At 45.1% G+C, this 25,793-nt stretch carries 27 protein-coding genes; 20 read left to right on the top strand and 7 right to left on the bottom strand.

Annotated elements, in window-relative coordinates; translation table 11 throughout:
• Positions 1-13 precede the first annotated feature (13 nt).
• The 7 genes from E0496_RS09865 (at position 14) to E0496_RS09835 (ending at position 5,734) form a co-directional block, all read left to right on the top strand.
• Entirely contained in the window at positions 14-1,057 is a 1,044-nt protein-coding gene (locus tag E0496_RS09865) for an ABC transporter ATP-binding protein (protein ID WP_141501395.1), read from the top strand.
• Positions 1,054-2,085 carry an ABC transporter ATP-binding protein gene (locus E0496_RS09860; RefSeq protein ID WP_141501394.1) on the top strand — a complete coding sequence of 344 codons (1,032 nt, stop codon included), beginning with the start codon at positions 1,054-1,056 and terminating at the stop codon, positions 2,083-2,085. The genes E0496_RS09865 and E0496_RS09860 overlap by 4 nt, the downstream gene beginning before the upstream one ends.
• Positions 2,063-2,617, top strand: a complete 555-nt coding sequence (locus E0496_RS09855) for an HAD family hydrolase (RefSeq protein WP_141501393.1) — start codon at positions 2,063-2,065, stop codon at positions 2,615-2,617. Before E0496_RS09860 ends, E0496_RS09855 begins: the two co-directional genes overlap by 23 nt.
• Before the next feature lie 29 nt (positions 2,618-2,646).
• The gene (locus E0496_RS09850; RefSeq protein ID WP_141501392.1) at positions 2,647-3,672 is read left to right on the top strand and encodes a LacI family DNA-binding transcriptional regulator; all 1,026 of its coding nucleotides are present in this window, start codon (positions 2,647-2,649) and stop codon (positions 3,670-3,672) included.
• 39 nt (positions 3,673-3,711) lie between these two features.
• A complete protein-coding gene (locus tag E0496_RS09845; protein ID WP_141501391.1) occupies positions 3,712-4,215 on the top strand; it encodes an MgtC/SapB family protein in 504 nt (167 codons plus the stop codon).
• 157 nt (positions 4,216-4,372) lie between these two features.
• The gene (locus E0496_RS09840; protein WP_141501390.1) at positions 4,373-4,945 is read left to right on the top strand and encodes a TetR/AcrR family transcriptional regulator; all 573 of its coding nucleotides are present in this window, start codon (positions 4,373-4,375) and stop codon (positions 4,943-4,945) included.
• Between the two features lie 84 nt (positions 4,946-5,029).
• Positions 5,030-5,734, top strand: a complete 705-nt coding sequence (locus E0496_RS09835; protein ID WP_141501389.1) for an NAD-dependent epimerase/dehydratase family protein — start codon at positions 5,030-5,032, stop codon at positions 5,732-5,734.
• Between the two features lie 102 nt (positions 5,735-5,836).
• Here the strand turns inward: E0496_RS09835 and E0496_RS09830 are convergent, their stop codons facing one another.
• The 5 genes from E0496_RS09830 to nagA all read right to left on the bottom strand — a co-directional run bounded on the left by E0496_RS09830 (position 5,837) and on the right by nagA (position 11,128).
• Entirely contained in the window at positions 5,837-7,186 is a 1,350-nt protein-coding gene (locus tag E0496_RS09830) for an ABC transporter substrate-binding protein (RefSeq protein WP_161601356.1), read from the bottom strand.
• Positions 7,187-7,257: 71 nt separating this feature from the next.
• Complete coding sequence (locus E0496_RS09825) at positions 7,258-8,061, bottom strand: carbohydrate ABC transporter permease (RefSeq protein ID WP_338325833.1); 804 nt, start codon at positions 8,059-8,061, stop codon at positions 7,258-7,260.
• A gap of 39 nt (positions 8,062-8,100) precedes the next feature.
• On the bottom strand, positions 8,101-9,006 hold the full coding sequence (locus E0496_RS09820) for a carbohydrate ABC transporter permease (protein ID WP_139999333.1): 906 nt from the start codon (positions 9,004-9,006) through the stop codon (positions 8,101-8,103).
• Positions 9,007-9,089: 83 nt separating this feature from the next.
• Complete coding sequence (locus tag E0496_RS09815) at positions 9,090-9,836, bottom strand: 6-phosphogluconolactonase (protein WP_141501386.1); 747 nt, start codon at positions 9,834-9,836, stop codon at positions 9,090-9,092.
• A gap of 11 nt (positions 9,837-9,847) precedes the next feature.
• On the bottom strand, positions 9,848-11,128 hold the full coding sequence (gene nagA / locus E0496_RS09810; protein ID WP_206669739.1) for an N-acetylglucosamine-6-phosphate deacetylase: 1,281 nt from the start codon (positions 11,126-11,128) through the stop codon (positions 9,848-9,850).
• Positions 11,129-11,360: 232 nt separating this feature from the next.
• Here nagA and E0496_RS09805 point away from each other — a divergent pair, with 232 nt between their 5' ends.
• The 4 genes from E0496_RS09805 to E0496_RS09790 all read left to right on the top strand — a co-directional run bounded on the left by E0496_RS09805 (position 11,361) and on the right by E0496_RS09790 (position 15,717).
• Entirely contained in the window at positions 11,361-12,413 is a 1,053-nt protein-coding gene (locus E0496_RS09805) for a LacI family DNA-binding transcriptional regulator (protein WP_141501385.1), read from the top strand.
• A 230-nt stretch (positions 12,414-12,643) separates the two neighbouring features.
• A complete protein-coding gene (locus tag E0496_RS09800) occupies positions 12,644-13,408 on the top strand; it encodes a sugar isomerase domain-containing protein (RefSeq protein ID WP_141501384.1) in 765 nt (254 codons plus the stop codon).
• Between the two features lie 28 nt (positions 13,409-13,436).
• Positions 13,437-15,236 (top strand): family 20 glycosylhydrolase, encoded by a 1,800-nt coding sequence (locus E0496_RS09795; protein ID WP_161601355.1) that lies wholly within the window; start codon positions 13,437-13,439, stop codon positions 15,234-15,236.
• A 1-nt stretch (position 15,237) separates the two neighbouring features.
• Complete coding sequence (locus E0496_RS09790) at positions 15,238-15,717, top strand: GNAT family N-acetyltransferase (RefSeq protein ID WP_139999321.1); 480 nt, start codon at positions 15,238-15,240, stop codon at positions 15,715-15,717.
• A 193-nt stretch (positions 15,718-15,910) separates the two neighbouring features.
• On the opposite strand, the gene E0496_RS09785 is transcribed toward E0496_RS09790, so the two are convergent.
• Positions 15,911-16,354, bottom strand: coding sequence for an SMI1/KNR4 family protein (locus E0496_RS09785; protein WP_141501382.1), 444 nt, complete (start codon positions 16,352-16,354; stop codon positions 15,911-15,913).
• 352 nt (positions 16,355-16,706) lie between these two features.
• On the opposite strand from E0496_RS09785, the gene E0496_RS09780 reads away from it, so the two are divergent.
• The 7 genes from E0496_RS09780 to E0496_RS09750 all read left to right on the top strand — a co-directional run bounded on the left by E0496_RS09780 (position 16,707) and on the right by E0496_RS09750 (position 22,668).
• The gene (locus E0496_RS09780; protein ID WP_241674666.1) at positions 16,707-18,113 is read left to right on the top strand and encodes an MFS transporter; all 1,407 of its coding nucleotides are present in this window, start codon (positions 16,707-16,709) and stop codon (positions 18,111-18,113) included.
• Positions 18,114-18,236: 123 nt separating this feature from the next.
• A complete protein-coding gene (locus E0496_RS37160; protein ID WP_421923558.1) occupies positions 18,237-18,929 on the top strand; it encodes an ABC transporter substrate-binding protein in 693 nt (230 codons plus the stop codon).
• A 261-nt stretch (positions 18,930-19,190) separates the two neighbouring features.
• The gene (locus E0496_RS09770) at positions 19,191-19,769 is read left to right on the top strand and encodes a TetR/AcrR family transcriptional regulator (RefSeq protein WP_141501381.1); all 579 of its coding nucleotides are present in this window, start codon (positions 19,191-19,193) and stop codon (positions 19,767-19,769) included.
• A gap of 214 nt (positions 19,770-19,983) precedes the next feature.
• Entirely contained in the window at positions 19,984-20,754 is a 771-nt protein-coding gene (locus E0496_RS09765; protein ID WP_141501380.1) for an SDR family NAD(P)-dependent oxidoreductase, read from the top strand.
• A gap of 20 nt (positions 20,755-20,774) precedes the next feature.
• Positions 20,775-21,587, top strand: a complete 813-nt coding sequence (locus E0496_RS09760) for an SDR family NAD(P)-dependent oxidoreductase (protein ID WP_141501379.1) — start codon at positions 20,775-20,777, stop codon at positions 21,585-21,587.
• A gap of 196 nt (positions 21,588-21,783) precedes the next feature.
• The gene (locus tag E0496_RS09755) at positions 21,784-22,161 is read left to right on the top strand and encodes a VOC family protein (protein ID WP_141501378.1); all 378 of its coding nucleotides are present in this window, start codon (positions 21,784-21,786) and stop codon (positions 22,159-22,161) included.
• 18 nt (positions 22,162-22,179) lie between these two features.
• Positions 22,180-22,668, top strand: a complete 489-nt coding sequence (locus E0496_RS09750; protein ID WP_141501377.1) for a GNAT family N-acetyltransferase — start codon at positions 22,180-22,182, stop codon at positions 22,666-22,668.
• Between the two features lie 63 nt (positions 22,669-22,731).
• Here E0496_RS09750 and E0496_RS09745 read toward each other — a convergent pair whose 3' ends face one another.
• Positions 22,732-23,619, bottom strand: a complete 888-nt coding sequence (locus tag E0496_RS09745) for a LysR family transcriptional regulator (protein ID WP_141501376.1) — start codon at positions 23,617-23,619, stop codon at positions 22,732-22,734.
• 119 nt (positions 23,620-23,738) lie between these two features.
• Between E0496_RS09745 and E0496_RS09740 the strand changes: the two genes are divergently transcribed.
• Positions 23,739-24,416, top strand: coding sequence for an ankyrin repeat domain-containing protein (locus tag E0496_RS09740; RefSeq protein ID WP_141501375.1), 678 nt, complete (start codon positions 23,739-23,741; stop codon positions 24,414-24,416).
• Positions 24,417-24,435: 19 nt separating this feature from the next.
• Positions 24,436-25,659: an amidohydrolase gene (locus tag E0496_RS09735; protein ID WP_141501374.1), complete on the top strand. Its 1,224-nt coding sequence runs from the start codon at positions 24,436-24,438 to the stop codon at positions 25,657-25,659.
• The last annotated feature ends 134 nt before the right edge of the window (positions 25,660-25,793 follow it).

Genomic DNA, 25,793 nt, shown 5'->3' with positions numbered 1-25,793 from the left:
GCGAGGGGATACCATGACGACGCAAGCAGCTCAATCGGAGCAGCCTTTGCTATCAGTACAGAACCTTAAAATTCGAATTCAGATGGATAATGGGGAAATGAAAGCGGTAGACGGTGTCGATTTTGAAATTCATAAAGGGAAGACGCTCGGACTAGTAGGAGAATCGGGCTGTGGCAAAAGCTTGACCAGCAGAGCGATTATTAGCATTAATCCGAAGGAATGCAAGACGTCAGGGAGCATTGTCTATCGTTCTGATAACGAGGCTTCATTAAAAAAAATGGATTTGCTTTCCTTGAATCCGACCGGCAAGCAGATCCGTTCCATTCGCGGTCGCAAGATCGCTATGATTTTTCAAGAGCCGATGACAGCATTCTCTCCGATGTATACGATTGGGAATCAGATTATGGAAGCGATCCAGATCCATCGGACCAAAAATAAAAAGGAAGCCAAAAAAATAGCTTTGGAAATGCTGGCGAAAGTAGGCATATCGGATCAAGAGAAAAGGTTTGACCAGTATCCCCATGAGTTCTCGGGAGGAATGCGGCAGCGTGCTATGATCTCGATGGCATTATCTTGCAATCCTGAAATATTGATAGCGGATGAGCCGACTACCGCGCTAGACGTAACGATCCAAGCGCAGGTGCTGGAACTGATGAGAAGTTTGCAAGCGGAGCTAGGCATGGCCATTTTGCTGGTTACCCATGATCTGGGCATTATTGCTCAAATGTGCGATGAGGTAGCCGTTATGTATTTGGGGAAAATTGTGGAGCAGGCTCCCGTGAAAGAAATCTTTTATAATCCGAAGCACCCCTATACAAAAGGCTTGCTGAAATCGATGCCAAGATTGGGCGGCGATAAGAGCAAACGGCTGGATTCAATCGAAGGCTCGGTTCCAATGCCGATCAATATGCCTCCAATGTGCGGGTTTTACGAGCGCTGCAAGGATCGGATCGAAGGCGTCTGCAATACGCAGGCAGTGCCCAAAACCCGAATTTCCGACCAGCATTCCGTCAGATGTTTTCTTTATTCAGAGCAGCGTGAAGGAGAATCCCAATGACAAAGCCAATCCTTGATGTGATGAATATGAATAAGGATTTTCAAGTGAAATCCAAAACGGCGTTATTCCGCAAGCCTGCTCCAGTCCGCGTGCTTAACGATATTTCATTCGAGCTTATCGAAGGCGAAACGTTAAGTATCGTTGGAGAATCGGGGTGCGGTAAAACGACATTAGGCCGATGTATTGTAAGGGGCATGAACGCTTCCTCCGGTAATGTGATCTATCATACGGAAGACGGGCAGAAAATCGAGTTCCTTAAGCTAAAGGGAAAAAAATCGAAGCAATATCGCAAAGATATTCAAATGATTTTCCAAGATCCTTATTCATCGCTTAGTCCGAGGATGAGCGTGTTTGATATTATTTCAGAGCCGCTGATCGCTAATTTCAATCTAAAAAAATCGGAAATCGAAGAAAAAGTTACTGAAATTGCGGAGAAGACGGGCCTTAATGTCAGTTATCTTAGACGATATCCACATGCCTTCTCTGGCGGACAAAGACAGCGGATCGCTATCGCAAGGGCGCTTATCACGCAGCCTCGTCTTATTGTCTGCGATGAAGCGGTTTCCGCACTCGACGTATCGATTCAAGCGCAAATCATAAATTTACTCAAGGATTTACAGGAGCAATATCAAATCACGTATATCTTTATCTCGCACGATCTCTCGATTGTACAAAATATATCAGATCGCGTAGCCGTCATGCATTTAGGTAGAATCGTAGAGCTAGCCTCAACGGATTCCTTGTTCAGTCAGCCTAAGCATCCGTATACGGAGGCACTAATGTCCGCAGTTCCGCAGCCGGACCCAGAGATGAAGAAGGATCGAATCATACTCGAAGGGGAAGTGCCGAATCCTGCTAATCCGCCTAGCGGCTGCCATTTCCACCCGAGATGCGCATATCGCATGGATAAATGCGTCCAACAAGTTCCAGAGCTTCGTGAAGTAGGTTATAATCATTTTACGGCTTGTCATTTTGCGGAAGAACTACATTTAAGGGGTGTCCAAAATGATGCAGCAAATACAAACTGAGGCTGTGGAAAAGAAATTGATTGTCTTTTTGGATTGTGGCGACACCATCATTGATGAGGGTACCGAGATCCGGGACGAAGAAGGAACGGTCATCCAGGGTAAAGTCATTCCAGGCGCGGATATTATGGTCAAGGCGCTTGCCGAGCGGGGATACCGGTTGGCTATCGTCGCCGACGGAACAGCACAATCGTTCAAAAACTTGCTCACGCAGAACGGATTGTATGATTACTTCGAGACGTTGATCTACTCCGAGCCCGTGAAAGCCTCCAAGCCGAGTCCACGGATGTTCAAGGCGGCAGTTGGTGCGATGGATCTTAGCGAGGAGGATTATTCCCGCATCATTATGGTTGGCAACAATTTAAGCCGTGATGTAAGGGGAGCTAATCAGCTTGGCATGACGAGTGTGTTCCTTAGCTGGACGTCAAGATACCCGAAATCGCCTGCGGACGATTTGGAAATTCCCGATTATACGATTAATACTCCCCTTGAATTAATAGATTTGGTAGAGGTTCTTAATCGTGAATTGCCTTGAACTAGCTTTGAGAGGATGTTACTGCAAAAATGGCAAAAATCGATGACGTCGCCCGTCTAGCGGGCGTCTCCAAAGGTACGGTATCCAATGTATTTAGTCAGAAGAGGCCCACAAGCAAAAAGGTGACGGAAAGAGTGCTTCGTGTATCCAGAGAACTCAATTATGTTCCTAACCATATCGCGAGAAGCTTGGTCACCAAGAAAACAATGGCTATTGGACTTACGATTCCGCATGGAAATTTTTTCTTCAGCGCTTTTCACAACCAATTTATCAATGGCGTCGTTCTGGAAGCTTCCACCTACGGATATCGGGTATTGCTAGACATGATTGCTGTTGAGGAAGTGAAAACGCCGTCGCTTGCAAGCTACCCGATTGACGGGGCGATCGTGCTCGGGCCTACGGAAGAGGATGGGCGCATCCATTTGCTGCACCAGAATCAAATTCCATTTGTTACGGTTGGCAAAATTATTAATGAAGGCATTCCTGACTCCTCTACCGTCAATAATGACAATGACCAAATTATTCAAGATATCTGCACTTATTTAATCGGCCTTGGCCACCGCAACATGATGTTTCTAAATGCAGGACAACAGATGACCGTCTCCATTGAACGAACAGAAGCGTTCAAAAAATCATTAAAGGAGCATCAGATTGAGCTTCAGCCGCATATGATTCATTATAAGCCGTATATCCATTCCGACGAATATATGAAATATGGCTATAATGAAACGGTTCATATTTTGGGCACGCTGAAAGAAAAGGTAACGGCGATCATCGCGGATGATGACCGAACGGCATTCAGTGCGATGAATGCCATCAAGGATTTGGGCTATAGTGTCCCAGAAGATATTTCGTTGTTCGTTATCTGCGGAGACTTGTCGATGATGCATCAGATTACGCCATCGCTGACAGGCATGGATCTCCAGCCATCGGAGCTTGGCGTACAATCCGTCAGGCTGCTTATGCACAAGCTTGCTGTCCTTGACGGTGAGTATCAGGATCAATGGATTGTAAACAGTAAAATTATTGAGAGAAGCTCATGTTCATCCATATGAACAAGGAAGCAAAGATTCATGAAATAAGAGAGGCTTGCCATGGAACCTATAATCACATTTTTTTCTCATTTTTTCTCGGAATATGAAATCTATTTCCGTATTTTCATCAGCGCCTTCTTAGGGCTGCTCATCGGATTTGATAGAACCCATAAGAACAAACCGGCAGGGGTAAAAACCTACACCTTCGTTACGGTTGCGTCTGCACTAATTACCATCGTTTCGATAGAAAGTGTAGAAGTATATGGTCATATGAATGATCGGACTATGATGGACCCTATGCGTTTGGCTGCGCAAATTGTTTCAGGCTTAGGTTTTCTCGGTGCGGGTCTCATTATGAAAACCGGCTTCGAGGTTAAAGGATTAACCTCAGCAGCTATGATTTTATTTGCCGGAGGCGTCGGCATTGGAATCGGAGCAGGTTTTTATGGCATTGTTTTATTCACAATCGTTACGGCTTTTGTATTCATTCGGGTCGGCGGATGGATTGAAAAGCTGGAGCATGACAAACTGCAAGCAAGAGAAGACAAGGATCTGCCGTTGTAAGTAGAGCGAGGCTCCTAAGAGCTACATCTTATAGAACAGGAATGATTCCGCAGAGCGATCGCTAATGCTCTTCGTGATCATTCCTGTTTTTATTAAGACCGGATGGTCATGAGGAATAGACATTGATTTTAATTAAATGTTCATTTAACATAAGGTCATGAGACATAAAGATGAAAATAAAAATGAAGCGATTTTTGAAGCTACCATTCAATTGTTAAATGAAATTGGATTTTCGGATATATCCATGTCCAAGATTGCTAAACGAGCAAACGTCTCCTCGGCAACGATTTACGTTTATTTTGAGAACAAGGAGGATATGTTCGGGAAGCTTTATGTGAAAGTCAAAGAAAAAATGAGTCAGCATGTGCTGGAGGGACTTCATGAATCTTTAACTACGCAGGAAGTGTGCGAGAGGTACATGAGAAATTCATGTACCTTTATTCTAGAAAATAAAGATTATTTCTTATTTCTAGAACAGTTTTCGGCCTCGCCATTGATGGAGAAACTGTGCCTTGAAGATACATCGTCCATGTTTATTCCTTTGCATCAATTATTTGAAAGGGGCAAACAAAGGGGAGAGCTTAAGCAGGTGGATTCCGTTGTCTTGCTTACGTATTGCTACTTCCCGGTGACACAGCTGGCGAGAGCTCATTTTAAAGGACAGTTTGAAGCGAATGAAGCGAGTTTAGAACATATGATCAGCATGAGTTGGGACGCCATAAGAAGCTAAGGAATGGCGTCCTACTTTTACGTTAATTATTAAACGAACGAACGATTATCAAAGAGAAAAATACAAAGAGAGTAGGGATTTCTGATGAGTGATGAAAAGCAAACAACAGCTAGGAAAATAAAAGTGATTATTACTGGCGCTACAGGCATGGTTGGAGAAGGGGTGCTGCATGAGTGCTTAGCAGACCCAAATGTAGAGGGAATTTTATCCCTTAGCCGCAAGCCGGTCGGTATGAAGCATCCCAAATTAACGGAGATTGTACATGCTGACCTTTTCGATTTGTCAGCATTTGAAGAACAGCTAAAAGGGTATGACGCTTGTTTTTTCTGTTTAGGCGTGTCGTCTGTCGGTATGAACGAAGCAGAATATACTAGAGTTACTTTTGATTTAACGACGTATGTGGCCAAACTGCTATCCAAGTGGAATGTGGGCATGGTGTTCTGTTACGTGACAGGTGAAGGGACTGATCAAAGCGAAAATGGAAAAAGCATGTGGGCTCGCGTGAAAGGGAAAACGGAAAATCATCTTCTTCAGCTGCCATTCCGTAAAGCTTATATGTTCCGGCCGGGCTACATCCACCCGACAAAGGGCTTGACGAATACTCATCGTTATTACGCCGCTTTAAGCTGGATGTATCCTGTTCTGCGCCGGACATTGCCCAAGCATGTGGTTACATTGAAAGAGCTTGGACAGGCAATGATTTATCTAGTTCATGAGAACTATGATGCGTCCATTTTGGGGAGCAAAGATATGGCCCTACTCGCAAGCCATTACTCTACGTCACATTAATTGTCTTAAATGAAGCGCTGGAAGCGCTGTAGCATTTCCCAAATAAAAACGGGCAACTGGAGTAGTAACCCAGTTGCCCGTTAATTTTGAAATTAAAAATACCTATTTGGTAAGTGCCGCTTCCGCCTGTTTAACTAGCTTATCGATCGTTGTATCCAGATCCTGACCGCCTACCATATATTTCTCTGTTTCTACGTTGTAAATATCCTCTAGAACGGCAAAGGATTCAGGGAATTTAGTAATTGGATTGGGAGCAAGCTTCGGATGATTCCATACATTTAGCATAGAGTCCGTGTCGATTAAGGCTTCATTACCCGCGGCAATCGCTTTGACCGTTGCTGTGTTGTCCGCTCCGATCATCGTCGAGAATTCATTTACAATATTAGCGCCATCGCCGGAAATGAATTTCATAAACTTATAAGCAGCTTCTTTGTTCGCAGAAGATTTATTAATGGCATTATAGGTGCTTGAGCCTGATGTTCTGCCTTCTGGGCTGTCTTTCCATCTTGGCATCATAGCAAATACGGTAGTGAAATCATGCGGGAATTTCTCAGTGTTGATGATATCGGCTGCAATCCATGATCCGGTGAAGACCATTGCTGCTTTGCCATTAAAAAATACATCGCGGTAAGCCATATTCGTAGACTTCGCATCAGCATAAGTGATTTGGCTGCCATCTACTTGCTCCATATCACGGATGAATTGCAGCCACTCCTTGAAGACCGGATCAGCTAGGTTGGAAGACCCGTCGTCCTTCACATAAGGGTTGTCCAGCTTCGTTGCGAACAATGCTTCTCTACGGTATTCAGCCCAAGTATGCATGTAGGAGCCGTAAACCTTGTTTGGACCATCACCTTTAGTTAGTGCTTTGGCATAAGTGCTGTAATCATCCCAAGTCCAATCCAGTGGAGGGACAGGCAGTCCGGCCTCATCGAGCATTTTCTTGTTCAGAATGACGTAATAAATCGAAGAATTGTAAGGAAGGCCGTAGTTCACGCCATTCACATCCGCAGTGAATTGATACACATCCTCAAATGATTTGCCTTCTGCTTGAATATACTCGTCAACCGGAGCAAATAAATCCTTTAATGCCCGTTCTGCATAATCCTTATAGGATGGGAGGGCAGTAACGTCGTACTTCGCTCCTGATAGCGACATCAGGTCTAGTTTCTTCAGAAACTCGACGGAATCGTTCTCTGATTGCAGATCCAGCTTGACCTTAATGTCCGGGTTGGCTTCATTAAAGGCATCGACCTGTAGCTGCCTCAAATATTTCCCGTCTTTGTTCTTCGTTCCATCGTAAGTCAAGAAGCTGATCTCCACCGGATCTTTCCCTGTTGGCACATTTGTAGCTGAGCCAGAGCTCTTCGAATCGCTTGAACAGCCTGCCAATAAGGTTGAAATTAGTACGCCTGAAACAACAAACATCGAGACCCATTTTTTCTTTGTCATCATTTTCCCTCTTCCCTTTTGTATGATGTACTGTAAAGCAATGTATGGCACAGCGGAAAGCAGAGAATGGGTTACCCTTTGACTGCACCGCTGGTGATACCTTCAACAATAAATTTTTGGCCTGCGATAAATACCAGCAATAGCGGAACTACGGCGCAAACCGCGGCAGCCATCAGCAAGGAATAGTAAGTGCCTGACTGTGAAGCGAACTGCGACATTCCAAGCTGTAGCGTAAATAGCTCTTTGCTGTTAAGAAAAATGAGTGGATTCTGATAATCATCCCAAGTCCATATAAATCGAAGGATCGCGAGCGTAGCGATGGCTGGCTTGGAAATCGGAATCACGATTTGAATAAAGATTCTCGTATATCCTGCGCCATCTATTTTGGCTGCTTCAATTAATGAATCGGGTATCGACATCATGTATTGCCTTAGCAGAAAAACGCCGTATACGCTGAAAAGGAGAATGAGAACAAGTCCACCATGGGTATCGATCAACCCGAGCCAGGTGAGCAGCATAAATTTTGGCACGATGGTTACTTGATCGGGAATCATCATCGTGGCAAGAAACAAGGCAAACAGCCCTTGCTTAAACTTGAAATTCAGCTTTGCGAATGCAAAAGCTCCCATCGTGGCAATTAGCAGCTGCGTTACGGTTACGATGACCGAGACTTTAATCGAATTCAAATAATAAAGTGGAAAATCATAGTTGGATGACCATACTTCCTTATAGTTATTCCACGCATTCCAGCGAGGCGGTATCCACTCAATCGGAAAATTGAAAACATCGACCTCATACTTAAACGACGCCGAAAGCATCCATAGAAGCGGGAACAGCATCGTAATCGTGAAAAGTCCCAATAGCAATGTGTTCAAAAGCTTGGAGATTTTTATACGAGCGCTCATATTCTCACCTCAATCGTATATGACCCATTTATTTTGCTGACGCACTTGAATCATCGTGATGATAAAGATAATGATGAACATCAGCCATGCTGCGGCATTCGCAGTACCCATATTGTAGAAGCTGAAAGCTTCACGATAGATGTAATAGGCAATATTCGTCGTTTCATTGCCTGGACCGCCTTTGGTCAAAATGCGGATGGAGTCGAAAACCTTAAAGGAGCCGATGATGCCCATCGTGGCAAGAAAGAAGGTCATAGGCGATATCATGGGAATGGTAATGTGACGGAATTTCTTAGCCTCGTTCGCTCCATCAATGGTCGCTGCCTCGTAAAGCTCATTTGGAATCCCCTTTAGTCCGGCCATAAACACAATGACGTTGTAGCCAAGGGTTTGCCAGATATGAAACGCCATGACGGTTGGGAAAGCCCATTTCATATCCGTAAACCATTTGGGAGGATTATCAATGCCAATGGACATCAGGAAGCTGTTGATAGGTCCATAGGAGGGCTGAAAGACAACCATCCACACGACAGCTGAAGCTACAACACTAGAGATATAAGGAATGAAAACGACGACTCTGAATAATTTTGACGCATAGACGTATTTATTGATCATAACGCCAACCAACAAACCGAGCGTTAGCCCAACAGGGACGGTAACGAGCGCAAATAAAATGGTATTGAGCATCGATTTGGTGAACCACTCGTCCTTGCCGGATAATAAAAAGGTGAAGTTGTCCAGTCCTGCGAACTTGATTCCTTTAAAGCCGGTGAGGAAATTCCACTCCGTAAAACTCAGCAGGAGGGAGCCGATAATGGGAAACACGATGAAGAAAGCAAAGCCCAAAAGACTGGGCAATAAAAACAGATAGGCAGCAACATTCTCTTTGAATTTGAGAGATCTCTTTGGCTCCATGATTAGGTCACCTCGACTCGTTTCAGATCAGCAGAAATCGATTTAGCATCAGGCATAGAGTGATTAGCGGAAAAATTGTACCTCTACACGTATATGTCTCGATTCAGCAGTGAAGCAGACTCCTCATCTAAATATAAGAACCATTGTTCATGCTTGCGAAGCATAGTTGCAGGCATCAGATTTGTGATTTCTGCTGCCTCCAGCGTTTCTTTGACAGCAGCTGCTTTGGCCTTATGGGGAACCACTGAAACAATAGTTTTGCAAGACATGATCAGAGCGACGGTGGCGGTTATTGCCGTTTTCGGCACATCATCGAAGCTGGGGAACCAGCCCTCATTTACTTGCTGCGTCCTGCAGCGCTCATCCAATTCAACGACCTGGTACAATTCCTTCGTATCAAAGTCAGCTGGAGGATCATTAAATGCAATATGACCATTATCTCCAATACCAATGATTCCTAAATCGATAGGTGCTTCCGAAAGCTTCTCAGTAAGCGATGCGATAACTAGTGAAGGATCTTGGTCAGTGTCAATGAGATGGACAGCAAACGGATTAATTTTGCTTGTGAACCTTGAAACCAAATAATTTCGAAAGCTAGCTTTGTGGGAAGCGGGAATGCCGATGTATTCATCTAAATGGAATATTTCGACCTTATCCCAAGGGATCTCCATAGCGAGCAGTGCCTCGTAAAATTCAAAATGAGATTGTCCGGTGGCAAGCATCAGTCGGGCCTTGCCGCTGCTGCGTATAGCGGATAATAAAATCTCGCTGGCTTTGCCTGCTGCTTGTTCTCCGAGCTCTCTTGCATGTTTTGATATTGTGATAGTCATTTTTTTGTCTCCTATTTCGTGTGACTTGTCTGGACTTCGTCGTCTTTAAAGATGATTTTCCCCATCACCATCGTCATTTTGATGTTGATGTCTGGGTCAAAAAGCACGAGATCAGCATCATAGCCCAGTTCCAATTTGCCTTTATGATCATGAATGCCAAGAAGGGTAGCAGGCGTCAGGGCAGCCATTTTCACAGCGTCGTAGAGTGGAACGCCCGCGAGTGTAACCATATTGCGAACAAGCTGGTTGGTTGTCGCCACGCTTCCGGCGAAGGCTTGCCGGTCCAGCAGCTTCATGACACCGTCTTCAAGCACGGTTTGCATGCCGTTCTTCTGGACGACAAGATCTCCTTCCTTATAATCGGAAGCGGCAGCGAAGAGAGCGTCGGTAATAAGCGAAATTTTGTCTGCGCCTTTGTTTTTGTAAATGAGGCGCAGCAGCTCCGCAGGAAGGTGCTTGCCATCGGCAATGACTTGGACAGTTAAGTCATCCAGCAGCAAACCGGCCTCAACGACACCGCCAATGCGATAGCCGTTCACTCGGTGTACCACGGAACAGCCGGAATAAATATGAGTAACATCGGAATAGCCGTGTTCGACAGCTTCCGTAATTTCATCAAAGGTGGCATCAGAATGGGCGATGGAGGCGATAATTCCGCGCTTTTGCAGCTCAAGACCCAGTTCTAATCCACCAGGGAGCTCGGGAGCCGCGCCCATCATAATAATTTTGTCCCATTGGTCAAGCAGGCCCATGTAGGTTTCTTTTTCCGGATTTAGAATATGGTCGGGATTTTGTGCGCCGCGCTGAGATTGGGCAAAGTAGGGGCCTTCCAGATGAATGCCTAAGATGTTGCATTCTTCAACGAGAGGCTTCGCTATTCTGACGGCATGTATGGTTTCATACAGCTCTGAGAGTGGCGCTGCCAGCGTTGTCGGCAAAATCGACGTTGTTCCGTACCGAGCATGGGCAACGCAAATTTCGCGAATCATATCCGGCGTGGAACGATTAAATTCATATCCGCCGCCACCATGAACATGAATGTCGATAAATCCAGGGGAAACATAAAGGCCATTTGCATCAATCATGGTATAGTCGCTGAAGTCTGCAGCAGCGGAATGCTCATAAATGCCTGTAATCCGCTGATCGCTGACTGCAACACATCCTCGTTCCATAATTCCTGCAGGAGTTACAACCTGAGCATTCGTAATGAGATACCTCATGCTGATGTCATCTTCTTTCACTGTTATTTGGTTATAGAAATCGATTTCTTTCGCAGGTTTCTGGTTTTGCATACATCTCCGCACCTGTTAATTAGGATTAAACTATAGAAAACAGTCACTGTCAAGAAATTTCAGTGAAAAAAACTGACTATTTATGTTAGTTTAAAGCGTTTACAAAGTTTGTGATATCGTAAATTGACTTTTTAGTAAAGAATAGTATACTCGAAATAGAAACAAATATTCATATTTCTATAGAAACAAAATCTGGCTGTCTCAGCTAATCTTAGAAGAAGGTAGAGAGCGCATGGGGAAATTAGTGGTTAAAAAGACGACGATTTATGACATTGCAAAGTTTTGCGGCGTTTCTCCGGCTACAGTATCTAGGGTGCTTAGCAATAGTAACTACCCCGTAAGCGAGGAGACCAAAAAGAAGATTTTACATGCAGCAAAGGTTTTGAAATATATTCCTAACTTGATTGGCAAAAATCTCAAGACGGATCAAAATCATGATATCGGAGTAGTTATTCCCAATATGTCTAATTACTATAGTACGCTGCTGCGGGGAATACAGGATGTTGCGCTGAAATACGATTCACAAATTATTTTGTGCAACTCTTACCGGGACGTAAAGGTTGAAGAGAAAAACGTGAATTTGCTGCTGCAAAAGCAAGTGAAGGGAATACTCATTGCTTCCATTGATGACAGCGGCGAGGTATTAAGGCAGATCATCGATAAAAATGTCGCGGTCGTAGCGATGGAGCAGGATGTTAAAGCAGAATGCAACCGGACGGGATTTAATTTCACGGCTGGGGCCAGTCTGGCGACTGAGCATTTGATTGAATGCGGACACAGCAACATCGGTTTCGTGACAGCGCCGCTGCTTAGAATGAGCAGAAAGAAGCTGCTTGCTGGCTATAAGCTAACCTTATTGGAAAACGGAATTTCGATTAATGAGGACTATATCTATGTGGAATCCCATGAAAATGACGATGACGAGCGTTATGATTTTATGATTGGGAAACGAGCAGCAGATTATTTCTTGTCGCTGCCAACGCCGCCTACCGCAGTTTTCTGCTTTAATGACATGGCCGCGATCGGATTAATTAGGCGTTTGCAAGAAAAACGCATTTCAGTACCGGAAGATATGGCTGTTGTTGGCTTTGACAATATTCCTTTTACCGAAATGACAACGCCGAGCATTACGACGATCGACCAAAGCACCTTTGACCTAGGGCATTTATCAGCTGATTTACTCTTCAAAAACATTGTTCCCCAGAAGCAAAATTCGCTTGCCCATGTATCCATGCAATTAGAGCCGAAATTGGTAATCAGGGAATCAACTACCGCTCGAAAATAATAGTTTTTTAAGCAGAACCATTAATTGTTTCTTTGATGTTTCTGCTTATTTTGTTGATTAGTATGTTTAGAAACGCTCACTTTTATTCGGATATTAAAATGTAACCGCTATTATGGCAGCAATTTAACATTTACTTTTCAGATTAAGTTTGGTATTGTCGTTATGCATACATCAGTTTTAAAGTTATTTTATAGAAATCGATTTCTATACTTGATCGGGAGGTTTCACCCATGAATGCGAATTCGGATATTATGTCAGCTTATATGGATAAGATTATAGAGCTTTTTACGGAAATCAAGAGTGAGCCGCCGGAGAGATTACGGCACGTCGCTAAGCTGCTTGCAGGCCATATTGCAGAGGATAAGCTGATCTATTTATATGGTCCAGGAGGACATTCCAATATGAACGCAACGGAGGTCTTCTTTCGAGCAGGCGGATTGATGCACATTAGCGCGATTTTGGATGAAGGTACGATGATTTCCAATGGTGCACTTCGTTCCATGGCTATCGAAAGGACTCCAGGGTATGGGAAAATCGTCATTGCCGACAATAATCTTAAAGAAGGCGATATTTTAATTATTGCGAATGCTTATGGAATCAATACCGCCTGTATTGATGCAGCGCAAGAAGCGAAGGCGAGAGGCGTGACGACGATTGCAGTAACCTCAGTCGGCCATGCACAGGCGACACCAGCCGGTCATATCGCCCGTCATCCGTCACAGCTGAACCTATATGAAGTCTGTGATTATTATTTGGACAGCAAGGTGAAGCCGGGTGATGCGGCTCTTGAGATCGAAGGCATTGAACCGAAAATGGGATCAACCTCTACGTTCGCCAATGCGTTTTTGCTCAATTCACTAATGATGACGACGGCTGCCTACTTAGGGGAGATGGGCGTTCAAGCTCCGGTATGGCGAAGCGGCAATGCGCCAGGCGGGGACGAGTGGAACAATCAATTCATCCAACGCTTCAAAGGCAGAGTGCGCTGGCTATAAGATTCGTTATGGGCAAAGGAGATATAAAATGAAGCTTAATCTCATTCCTCAACCGCAATTCGTACAAAGGAACGGGCATCGATTGGCCTCCGACTTTTCGAATGTGGATGTTGTCATTCATACCCCGGCTGCGGACAATCGTTTGTATATGCTGGGGCAGTGTATCTTTGGGCAGGTGACCCCATTTATTCAAGGATCGGATGTGTATGCGCTTCATACCGTCGGATTGCCGCTTAACCTTGAGATGCTAAACCGGATTAAAGGCAAGCAGGACGGCTATGTTCTCATAATCAACGAAGGAAGTCTTGAAATTTATGCTCTTACGGCAAGCGGATTGTTTTATGGCATGAAAACGATCGAGCAGCTGCTTCATAATTATAATGGACATTTGCCGGCATTGACGATTGTGGATTGGGCAGATTTACAGCTTCGCAGCGACTATCTTGATTTGCGAACCGTATACCCGACTTTCGAGCATATGCTTGAATATATTGCAGAGCTTGCCAGCTATAAGATCAATACGTTGGTCGTTGAATATGAAGACAAGCTTCCGTTCCGCAAACTTTCATTTTTGCGTCATTCTGAGCTGGTATTTTCGGATGAACAGCATAAGCAGCTTCTGCAAACAGCACATGAGCATTTTGTTCAAATTATTCCGAAGCAGCAATCCTTTGGCCATTTGGAATATATATTGAAGCATCCGCAATTTATAGACTTGCGGGAGACACCGAGCAACGTAGGGGAGCTTTGCCCGCATCGTTCAGGTTCCTTTGAAATGATGGAAGGCATCCTGGAAGAAATCGCCGAGCTTCATCCGCATAGCGAATATCTTCATTTAGGGTGTGACGAAGTTTGGAGCCTAGGTACCTGTGAAGATTGCTTAGCTTCTGGCCTAAGCAGGGAATTATCGTTTGTCCGGTTCGTAAATCGCTTAATCGACAAGGCTTGCTCGCTTGGCAAGAAACCGATGATTTGGCATGACATGCTTGCCCATGCTTCTGAAGATGAAATTGCCCAGCTTGATAAAAGAGTCATCGTTGTCGTTTGGATTTATGGCGGCTACCGCATGAAGGCGGATGCAAAGGATATTATTCGGAAGCTTCGCAGCGCTGGCGTTGCAATAATCGGAGCTTCAGCAGTTCGCTGCTGGGACGATCAAGGCGACCAGAATTATCCGGTCATTCAGAACCGTATCAAAAATGTACTGGATTGGGTAGAGCTCGCGCAATCGGAACAGCTTAGCGGCATCATTAATACGAATTGGTCGGCTCCATTTTCGTTAGGCAGTCCGTACGGGTTATTTGAAACCTCTCGCTATCCTGCCTTTTTTGCGGCGGATTGCAATTGGAACATCCATGCGGATAGCAGCGATTTTCTGAAACGATTTCTTCTTCAATACCATGGTGTAAGCACCGAGGAGGAGTCAAGCGAACAATTCGATTATGTGGCAACGGATTATTATCAGCTTATACCGCAATTGCTGCCGGATATTCAACATAACCTTCACACGGCTGAACTCATTGCAGCTATGATCCAGTTCGAGCTTCCAGCCAAACGACGCTTCCCGCTTCATACGTTTCTGTTCCGGGGTGAGATGTCCGAGGTAACTGAAGAGGTTGTTACCACATTAAAACATAAATATGAATTGGCATATGGAGATTTGAGGATTGCTAGAACCAGCATGCATCAGATTTTGTCCAAACTGCTGACGCCGACGATGGTTGAATTGTTTATGCATTCTAGGTTTTATTTATTCGATCTTTACGAAGTCAAGCTTCAATCCATGCTTGCGAAGCACGAACAAAACGATAAGGAAGCGGGGGAATAACATGCCTGATATGCTCGTAAAACTATATGATTTGCCGGATAACCAGGAGTTGCTGGGCAAGCTGAAAGCACAAGGCATCCAAATCAAGCGGGTGCTCACAGCAGATAAAGACAAGGTTGTTGATTTTGTCAGCAAGCATTTCACAACGAACTGGAGCAATGAATGCGAGTGCACCTTTGCCCGTCTGCCTGTCAATTGCTTTGTTGCCGTGAAAGACAAACAGATTATTGGCTTCTCCTGCCATGATGCCGTAGTCAAAAACTTCTTTGGCCCAACGGGAGTATTGGAGGATTATCGCGGCCTTGGCATAGGTACGGCGCTGCTTCTGGAGTCCCTGCATGCGATGCGTAATGATGGCTACGGTTATGCAATCATTGGCTGGGTAGATAAGGCTCTGCAATTCTATCAAAGAATCGTTGGAGCCGTTGTCATTGAAGATTCTTTCCCAGGCGTATACCGTGATCTCATTACGTTAGATTAAGCGAAGATTTTGTAAGAATAGAAATAGATCATGAACTGAAACCGTGCAGTCATAGGAAACGTAATCTTTATTCCTATTTGTGACTGACAAGCCGATATAAAGAAGCCGGAACGCTTAAGGAATAAGCGTCTCGGCTTCTTTATATGAAAGAGTAATTTTTGGTGCTATTTGTGGTAGTCCCCCCAGTTCTTGCTCACCATTCGTCAAAATGTTGTTCAATCAGTTCGGATAAAGAGTTAGCCAAAATCTTGCTCTCGCCTGTATCGTGATAACAAATGAAGACCCTGCCTTCCGAATCAAGAAAGATTGGGTCGCCCGAACCATCAATGGAAAACACGCATGCACGGTTCAACATGTCTCCTGCAGATGTGCCCATGAAGTCCGCTCTGAAAGATTTCGTTAATTCCGTTACCGTCTCCCGGCCGATGGAGGACCCATTGGAGAATGCATGAATCGACAATCCCGCATAAGCCCCTCCAAAGCGTTTAATAAATTGAATATATTCTTTGTCTAGCGGAACACCAAGCTCTAGCTCGGCAGCAGCAATTTCTTCATCAGCAGCGGGTTTGCCGACTAAAGATTCATTGTCTTCACGAAATAGAAATTGCTGCAATCTCGCAAGGAGATCTTCGTTCATCCTAATCGCCTCCTTTTCAAAAATGAATACATTATGGAAAATTTTTCAGCCAACTAAATCAAATTATACTATACAGGTATAGTAATGGCACATCACATCATTGTGCGGGCGTGTTGTTTGTTTTGCGGCTTGTCGGGCAGTTCGCATACCGGTAACCTGCGTTTTCATGGATTAACTCACGCAAGAAATGCTTGCACAGCAGTAAGAATCCCATATATATGGGATTGCTGTTTCGCTCACCTCATCTATAATTGAGAATGATTCTTAATTAAGAGGCGGATGGGGAGCTGGAAACAAGTTGTAATGAACAGAGAGAATTAGAGCCATCATTCCATGTAAAGAAGGGATTAGCATGACCGATTTTAATGCATCTCAAAAAACTAACGCCAGCCGCAATCGTTTGTGGATGATGACCGCTATTGCTTTAGGCGCGTTTATGTCACATTTTACAGCAGGAGTCGTTAATGTATCGCTTCCGCAATTTATGGAGTATTTTCAGGCGGATCTTGGCAAAATAACATGGATTACGACGGGGTATTTGCTTATCATCACAGCGCTGCTTCCGATTATGGGGAAGCTAGGCGACCGATATGGGTATCGTAACATACATAACTGGGGCTACCTTATTTTTACTGTGGGCTCCATTCTAGTTGCTTTTTCACCCAATTTGCCTACGCTGCTTGCGCTTAGAATTGTTCAGGCGATAGGTGCAGCGATGTTTCAAGCGACTAACATTGCACTCATTACGACCCATGTGGAAAAGGAGAAAAGAGGGAGAGCGCTTGGCATCGTAAGCACAGCCGTTGCACTTGGGGGAATGTCCGGACCGGTTGTCGGAGGTTTCATCGCGCAAGGGTTAAGCTGGCAATGGCTGTTCCTCTCTCATGTACCAGTCGCTATTGTTGCAACGCTCATGGCTAACTCCTTTATTCCCGCAGGAAAAAAAGGAAACAGCAAAGGAGCCTTCGACCGTTTAGGGGCCGTCCTTTTTGCTGCTGTCATCAGCATGGCCATTGTCGGCTTATTGTATGGAAGAGAGTGGGGGTGGACTTCAACCAAGCTTCTTTATTTGGCTTTGGGTTTTGTCTTGCTATTGCTCTTACTTATCTGGTGGGAACGGCGCCAATCTGTTCCTTTCTTGCCTCTCCAAGCTCTTCGTATTCCCATCGTGGCAGGTGGGCTGCTGATAAGCTGCGCATCTTTTGTTTTATCTAATTCTATCCTCGTGATCATGCCGTTTTATCTTGTGCGAGCAGCAGGACTATCTCCAGTGACAACCGGATATATCTTGGCTGCCTATCCAATTTCGCTTGCGATCGCAGGGCCAGCTGCCGGATATTTATCCGATCGCTTAGGTTCTGGCCGTTTGATGCTAGGTGGACTAAGCTGCATGGGAGTTGGTGTCTTTATGTTTCATATGTATCTGAATCAGCTGCCAATAGGCGGAATTGCTGCATTGCTTGCTGTCATTGGCGCTGGAATGGGACTCATTGCATCCCCGAATAACAGTTTTATCATGCGGCATACACCGGGAGAGCATATGGGGGCTATTGGCGGAATGATTGCCTTAACCCGCAATGCAGGCATGGTTTTTGGATCTGCGCTGGCGCTTTCCATGTGGAATGGGAATCAAACATTAGAGAGCCGGAGCGATGTATTAGGATCGTTTTTTATCATCCTTTTGCTCATCTGCATCGTCTCTATTGCTTTACTGGCATTTATCTATAATGGGAAACGTAGGGAGACGCTGAAGAGCTAATGAGCACGCAACTGGATGGCGGCAACATTTGAGAACTGGATGGTGTAAAAGAAAATTCCTCCTTTACAATATGTTATTGAGAATAATAATCATTAACGATGAGGGTAAAGGGGATTAAGTAACATGAGAAAAAAACAACTGATTGCATCCATTATGCTGTTGTTCAGTATAGCCATTACGGGTTGCGGAGCAGAGAAAAGCGCAAATGAAAATGGGACCGGAAACGGTGCAAATGCAGGAACAGCCGTACAAGGCGATGGAAAGAGCATCACCCATGAATGGGGAACATATAAAATCGAGCAAGCTCCGCAAAAGGTAGTCACGCTGGATTTTTCGTTTATGGATACGTTAACGAGCTTAGGCGTAACGCCTGTGGGCAATGCTGGTGTTGGAACAACTAAATTCCCTGAGTACTTACAGGACCAATTGCAAGCTAAAGTGGCAGACGTTACGGGCAACCTCTTCCCGTATACGGCGCAGAAACGGAAGATTCGGAAGAAAGCCTCCGCTTTTGGCCTATCGATGCCATTCCGGCGTACGGTAGGCTTCGTCATTCCATTTATACGGGCTAACCAGCGTTTTGCTCCCGGGTTGGCTCTCGATAAAGCCGAGCGAGCGAAGCTCAGAATAAGCCAGCACGACGGTGCTTCGGTTAACACCGAATTGCTCCGCAAGCTTCCGTTTGGAAGGAAGCGGGCTGCCAGGATGGTACACGCCATCGATTATTTTGCTTTGCTAATCGTTGGCAATTTGTTGATACAAGGGAGTAGAGCTTTGACGATCGGGTTTCCACACGATGTACACCTGCTTTTGTAATCAATAAAAGAAGAGACACAATGGCCTATTCCATTTCGATTGGGTTAAATTCAGCCCATCGTATCATAACAAGATTTGAGTCGACAATTGAACGGCATTATAAATAAGAAGAAGGGCTGGGATGGTCGTTTTTTATTTTGTCCAAACTTGAAAAATCTATATCGATTGATTGAATTCATATTGAGAATGATCAGTAAAAAATATTCTTTACCGATCGTTCTCAATATGTTATGATCACTTCGAGAGGAGGGAGTGATCGCATTGGCAAGAACGAAAGAATTTGATGATGATGCGGTGTTGTATAAGGCGATGAGGCTTTTTTGGGAACAGGGATATGAAAAAACATCCATTAATGATCTTGTTGAGTGTATGGGAATTCACCGAAGGAGCTTGTATGACACATTCGGCGATAAACATAAGTTGTTTCTTGCCGTAGTTGATCGATACAGTAAGCTGATCAATGCCGAACTGCATGCTGGCGTCATTCGCGCAACACCTAAGCAGGCCATCGCTTTTATGTTTGACTTCATGATTCAAGGCATCGACGATAGTCCTCCTGGCTGCTTATTTGTAAATATGGCGGTCGAGCTGGCTGCAAGAGATCCGGAAGTGGAAGCGAAGGTTTGTGACAGCTTTACTAAATCTGAGGAGCTGCTCACAGATATTATCCGAAGAGGACAGCAGTCGGGTGAGTTTACATCCAAACGGAACGCCGAGGAACTCGCTGAAAGCATCCATAACACGTTGTTAGGGCTGCGGGTTTTTACCCGGACCTCTACAGCAAACAAGGAGAAGCTTCATCGTATTGCCAATGTTTCCATGGAAACATTATATAAATAATAGGCAAACCTTATTTATTTTTTTAATGTTTTGAGAATGATTGTTCTCAAATGAATTCGGCAATTTTGCCAGTATCTATAAAGGAATTAGCTTACTTAGACCGAACGGTTTGATGTAAATGCGAGGGCAATAAATTTTTTTTGAAATTATGAGAATGATCGTTCTCATATAATGGTTGAACAATAATTATAAAAAGCTAAAGGGGATATGAAAAATGGGAAAATTAACAGGTAAAGTAGCGCTTATTACTGGAGGCAACAGCGGAATCGGATTGGCAACGGCTAAACAATTCGTAGCTGAAGGAGCAAAGGTCGTCATTACTGGTCGGAATCAGGAGACGCTGAACCGGGCAGTGGAGGAGATTGGCGCTGAGTTTAGCTATGCAGTCCAAGCAGATACCACAGATCCTGCAAGTATGGAAAAAGCGGCAGCAGCGGCTGTAGAAAAATTTGGCGGACTGGATGTCGTCTTCGCCAATGCGGGTATCTCTGGCTATACGCCTACAGGCGGAACGGAGCTTTCGGTTTTTGAAAATATACTCAAGATCAATGTGACGGGAGTGTTCTTTACGGTTCAAGCTGCTCTGCCTTACTTAAAGGCTGGGGGCTCGGTCATCTTGAATAGTTCGGTGCTTGCAACGGCAGGGAGCCCAGGATGGGCCGCATATGCTGCGAGTAAAGGCGCGGTCAGCAGTATGGCGAGAGTGCTGGTATCTGAATTGGCACCACGCGGAATCCGCGTAAACACCATTTCACCCGGAGCGACGCGCACGCCGATTTGGGGACAACCCGAAGGGCTGGCACAGATGGAGTCCGCGCTCACACGCTCGATTCCGCTTAACCGCTTGGGCGAGCCGGAAGAAATCGCAAACGTAGCTCTGTTCCTGGCCTCTGATGATGCTTCTTTCGTTCAAGGTGCAGAAATCAGCGTTGACGGAGGCGCGGGTTCATCCCCGTTCGGCGCTCCTATTTATCTAAAAGCTTAATTGCAAAGGAGAATAGTATCATGAGTAGAGTTTGGTTGATTACGGGAACGTCTACGGGATTCGGCCGAAAATTCGTAGAGCAGCTGCTGCACACTGGCGATAAAATTGTCGCGACCGCACGTAATTTGGAGTCCATCGCGGATCTGAAGGAAGCTTCCCCGAACCAGGTGCATATCGCACAATTGGATGTAACCAAGAAAGAGCAGGTCAAAGCAGCGGTTCAAGAGGCGGTTAACCGATTTGGAACCATCGATATTGTTGTAAATAATGCCGGTTATGGATTATTCGGCATGCTGGAAGAATACACAGACGAACAAATGAGGCATCAGTTTGATGTGAATGTTTTTGGCATGCTGGATGTCATCCGTGAAACCTTGCCTATCTTTAAGAAACAGAAATCAGGTCATTATGTGAATGTTTCGTCTATCTTTGGCGTGTGGGCCGTTCCGACTTTCAGTCTTTACGCTGCTTCCAAATTTGCTGTCGAAGGCTTCTCGAAGTCAATGGCTGCGGAGCTTGCGCCATTTGGCATTAAGACTACGATTGTGGAGCCAGGTGTCTTTGAAACTGAATTTATGGGTCATTCCAGGAAACTAGCCAAGCCTTTGCCCGAGTATGCTCCTGTATATGATGCTTTTTATCAAGGCTATGAGGCTTTGAATAAAGGAGATCAGAATAAAGCGGTTGAAGCGATGATCACGATGATTAATAGCGAAAATCCACCGCTTCACTTTCCGGTCGGATCGTTGGCTTCGTATGGCATTCGCGATGCTTTGGGCAAAAGAATGGATGAAGTAGCGGAATGGGAGAAGGTTTCCTTGCTGGCGGATTGAGTTTGGAACAATGAGAGAGTAGTTTAGCTGATTTTCATAAAAAGCGATCGAGTCCCTGGCTTCAATGGGGATTCGGTCGTTTTATTGTTGCTTTCAGCTGGTTAAAAAGAACTGGATTTTTATCAAGCATTACTATAAAATGGAAAAATAATACGAAACAAGGTTTCACTATATGAAACATGAGAGAGGGGTTTATATGGCTTACCATTTCTATGGTCTTGATCACGTTCAATTGGCAGCCCCAGAAGGTTGTGAAACAGAGGCTCGGAATTTTTTCCATAATATATTGGGTTGGACGGAGATTCCAAAACCTGAAATACTAAAAAAACGTGGTGGCGTTTGGTTCCAATGCGGCACTCATCAAGTGCATATCGGAATACAAAAAGATTTTGTTCCTGCTACAAAAGCTCACCCAGCATTTCACGTACAGAACTTAAATGAGTTGCGTGAATATCTGCATCACCATAATATTGAGGTAATTGACGACGAGGCAAGGGCTGATGAAGGAGTAAGACGCTTCTATTTAAACGACCCATTTGGAAATCGAATTGAGTTTTTAGAATGGCTTTCATGATAAGGAGAGATTTCATGTATGCAATATACAATTAGAATTGCAGATGTGCAAGACGAACCATTTTTATGGGAAATGCTGTATGAGTCCATGTATGTTCCGGAGGGGAAAGAGGCTTTCAGCAGGGATATTCTTAAAGAACCGGTAATATCCAAATATGCGGAGGGCTGGGGAAGAAAAGGCGATTTGGGCTATATTGCTGTTAATCATCGGAATGAGCCTGTAGGGTCAGTGACGATACGTTATTTTGACGAGGCTAACGAAGGATTTGGTTATGTAGGTAATGATGTGCCGGAGCTTGGAATGGCGATAACGGAAGCCTGTAGAGGGAAAGGAATTGGAAATGCCCTGTTAAAAACTATGGTCGAGGAGCTTCGCAGAAAACAGGTTTCTAAAATATCTTTAAGCGTAGATCCAAACAATGTTCCTGCAATGAAGTTGTACCAACGATTCGGCTTTAAGGTAGTAGGTGTAAGTGGAACTTCAGTGACCATGGTTGCAGAGCTATAATAACAGGTGCCTATTCAACTAATAGGCACTTTTTAATTTATCCTGATCTCCGAACAGCTGTCATCATTGGCGCGTATCTTCGTTTACCCTCATCAGTTCAATAAATTGTTTAGCCGCTTGAGTGATATAACGCCCCTTCAGCCATATAAGTCCTATCGCAAACTGCAAATCGCTATCCGTGATGGGAAATGATTGGATCTCGTGCCCCTGATGCAATTGAAGAACAGATTCCGGCACAATCGTTGCAGCATCGCCATAACTTACCCACTTTAACAAGGTTACAATGTCAGAGCATTCACCAATCACATTCGCAGTCAAGCCGCGATCCGTGAACTGTCCGACGATGCTTTGGTACAATCCAAGTCCTTCGGCACTCGGCAAAATAAGCGGATAATGCTGGATAACGCGATAAGTGAATACAGGGGTGTCAAGCGGCGAGCCTTTGCCGGTCACAAAGTAGAAAGGTTCGGGCTGAAGGGTCAGCACTTCAAAATCACTCAACTCCAAGGGCAGGCGAACGATACCAAGCTCAATGGATCTTTCTTTAATGAGGCGAACAATTTGCGCGGATTCATTTTGCTGAATTTTATAGGTGACGAGCGGGTATCGCTCTTTGAATGTATGCAGCAGCATAGGCAAAGCTAATGCGGATAAAGTATTTACTCCGATCGTTAATTTCCCGCGCATGCCGAGGCCCATCTCTTGAAGCTCCATCGCTGTTTCTTCGAGAGATTTTGTCAACTGCAACGCATGCGTATATAACGTTTCACCTGCTTCAGTCAATTCCATCCATTTCCCGTTTCTGATAAAAAGCTGAACCCCAAGCTCTTCTTCCATGCCTCTTAGCTGTTGACCCAGCGGTGGCTGCGTCATGTTGAGCTTATCGGCAGCGGCCGTAAGCTGTTTCTCTTCAGCGATAGCAATGAAATAGCGAAGCTGACGAATATCCATGCTGGAAATCACTCCTTTCTAAAGGTTTAAGGTATGTTAAACGAATTATATAAATATTTTAAGTATGATAATGGCTATGTTACCATAAGGTTAGGCTTACGAGAAAGAGGTCGCTTGCCATGAAAAAAATCATATTGTTCGTTCTAGTTTGCTTGCTTGCAGGCTGTACAAACAGACCGAACGTAGTCGAAGAGGATGTGACATTTGTGGGCAAAGCATTCATCGAAGCAGCAGAGCGCGGGGAGACGGAAAAGGTCTTACAGTATCTCAAGGACGGTATCGATATTAACGTCAGAGATGATCGTGGACGGACGGCGATTTTGGCGGCTACTCATAGGAATCGGGTGGACACTGTTCAAGCATTAAGAGATGCCGGAGCAGACTTAAACTTACAGGATGACCGATTGGATAATCCTTTGTTATACGCGGGCGCAGAGGGCAAGCTGGAGATCGTGAAACTAATGAATGAAGCGGGAGCAGATCCTGCCATCACGAATCGGTTTGGCGGTACGGCACTAATTCCAGCATCAGAGCATGGGTATGTGGAGGTTGTCGAGGAGCTGCTCAAGAACTCAAGCATTGACGTCAATCATATCAATAATCTGGGGTGGACGGCGTTAATGGAGGCGATTGTGCTTAGTGATGGCGATGAGAAGCAGCAGCAAGTCATTCAATTGTTAATTGAGCATGGCGCGGATGTGAATATTCCTGATAAAGAAGGGATTACGCCGCTGGAGCATGCCAAAGCAAGACAATTTGCAGCAATCGAACGTTTGTTACTAGACGCAGGGGCTTAAAGCAGAAAGCAGGGATGGCATGTTACATGATGCATATTGGCTCACTACTGTTAGGGTAGAACAGAGTTATGAAATTGAACAGCGTCAAGTCATAGGCACAATAACGAAGCTTTGCCATCTTCGAATCAAAGGCGGCAAGATTGCTGAAATTTTGGATGAGGGGGAGGAGCTGAAGAGTTCGCTTCCCAAATACGATGCTAAGGGTTTATTAGTGCTTCCTTCCTTCGAGGAGGCGCATATTCATTTGGACAAGACTTATTACAACGGTGCGTGGAAAGCGGTCAGATCGGCTTCCAGCATCTTTGACCGAATAGAGGAAGAAAAAGTCCTTTTGCCCAAGCTACTCCCTATGGCGAAGCAGCAAGCCGAGAGTATTTTGACACTGATCCAAGGATATGGCGCCACGCATGTGCGCGCTCATTGCAATATAGAGCCAGTAAGCGGACTGGCGAGGCTAGAGGCAACGAAGCAAGCGATAGAAACATTCTCGGGCAAAATCTCAGCTGAGATCGTCGCTTTTCCGCAGCATGGCCTGCTTCGTTCGCAATCCGTATCACTCGTAAAGCAAGCGCTAGCTGAAGGTGCAACTCATGTGGGCGGGGTAGATCCGCATGCGGTGGACGGCAGCATAGAAAGATCGTTGAGCGCGATGATTGAACTCGCTGTGGAGAGCAGCTCAGGTGTGGATATCCATCTGCACGAGGGTGGCGAAGTGGGCAAAAAGACGTTGACCAAGCTCTCAGATTTAACGGAGGAAGCTGGCCTTCATGGTAAAGTAACCGTTAGCCACGCTTTCTGGTTTGCAGGCGCTCAGCCGCAGGAGGCAAAAGAAATGGCAGCGCGAATGGCCTCCCTCGGCATGGCTATTGCATCGACGGTACCGATTGGAAGAATGACCATGCCGCTCCCCATGCTCCACAGCCAAGGCGTAAAAGTCAAGCTTGCGACAGATAGCCTAACGGATCATTGGTCACCGTTCGGGAATGGGGATCAGCTCGAAAAGGCAGGCCGATTCGCAGAACTGTATGGCTGCCAGGATGAAGCTTCCCTGTCGCAAACCCTTCAATTCATTACTGGCGGGTTATCGCCACTCCATGCAAACGGTGAACAGCTTTGGCCTAAGGTTGGCGATGATGCGAGCTTTGTATTGCTTCATGCCAGCTGTTCTGCGGAGGCAGTTGCCCGAAGAGCACCCCGGCAGGCCGTTTGGTACTTTGGACGGTTGGTGAGTGGAGCATTGTAAGTATTTCGAAAATGCAGTCGCGATGGAAGGATCAAACTTTCAAAGATGATGAATAGCCTGAAATAAACCAAGCTGGAGTGCAGGTCATGCATTCCAGCTTATTTGTATATGGTGAAATCATATTCATAATTTGA

Source organism: Paenibacillus luteus, assembly GCF_006542765.1.
GTDB classification, from domain to species: domain Bacteria; phylum Bacillota; class Bacilli; order Paenibacillales; family Paenibacillaceae; genus Pristimantibacillus; species Pristimantibacillus luteus.
The sequence above is the reverse complement of the archived record's forward strand: the minus strand, read 5'-3'. Positions and strand labels throughout refer to the sequence as shown.